The sequence below is a fragment of the Oleiphilus sp. HI0043 genome (assembly GCF_001634935.1).
This window is the reverse complement of the sequence record NZ_LWEY01001351.1, coordinates 1-876: the sequence shown is the minus strand read 5'-3', so window position 1 is coordinate 876 and position 876 is coordinate 1. Positions and strand designations below refer to the sequence as shown.

The 876-nt window shown below is 47.4% G+C and carries 1 protein-coding gene; it reads left to right on the top strand.

Annotation, left to right across the window (positions count from 1 at the left end):
- A partial coding sequence (locus A3729_RS18230; protein WP_156498005.1) for an immunoglobulin-like domain-containing protein occupies nucleotides 1-786 on the top strand: 786 nt, incomplete at its 5' end.
- Nucleotides 787-876: the final 90 nt, after the last annotated feature.

Below are 876 nucleotides of genomic sequence, written 5' to 3'. Positions count from 1 at the left end.
GCTGGAACTTACACATTAAGCTATGATGTCGCCGATGCTCAAGGTAACGATGCTACAACCGTGACGAGAACAGTACATGTAGTCGATACCACCCCCCCTAGTATTTCAGTACTAGGAGACAATCCAGTTGAAGTTATTCAAGGACATGTTTATAGCGACCTGGGGGTTTCAGCAACTGATAACATCGATGGCGACATATCATCGAACGTAAGTATTGATACAAGCGGGCTAGATATGTCGACACCAGGCAGTTATCAAGTTCACTTTAATGTCACTGACGCGGCGGGGAATAGCGCATTAACCCAAACCCGCACCGTCACAGTCATTCCACTTGTTAAAACATTTAGTGCAAGCCCAGGACTGGATGCGGGGTCATCATCGAACTCAACCAGTATGACTATATCCGATGACCGTCAGTTAGCTGACCTTAATGTTATGATTGATATATCGCATGGCCGACCAGGAGACCTGATCCTAACGCTCACAAGCCCTGCAGGCACATCTGTTGTAATTATGGACCGACCTGGAACAACCGGCGGCTGGTTCGATTTCGGTTGCGCCAACGATGATGTCGACGCAACATTCGATGATCAGGGAAGCTCCGCTGTAGAGAACGTTTGTAACTCTTCCCCCGGTATCGGCGGCACAGTTATTCCTCACAACGCCTTAAGCGCATTTAACGGTGAGTCTACTCAAGGTGTCTGGACACTCAAAGTAGAGGATAAAGCAACGATCACCAACTCAGGAACGCTAAACACCTGGGCTCTTGAAACGATAATCCAATAGTTAGCACTGTACTAAGTTTATTGTGCAAAGGCACCAAGCGCTAAAATCGAGCTTGGTGCCAACCAATCAGATATCCCGGCTAAAGAATAT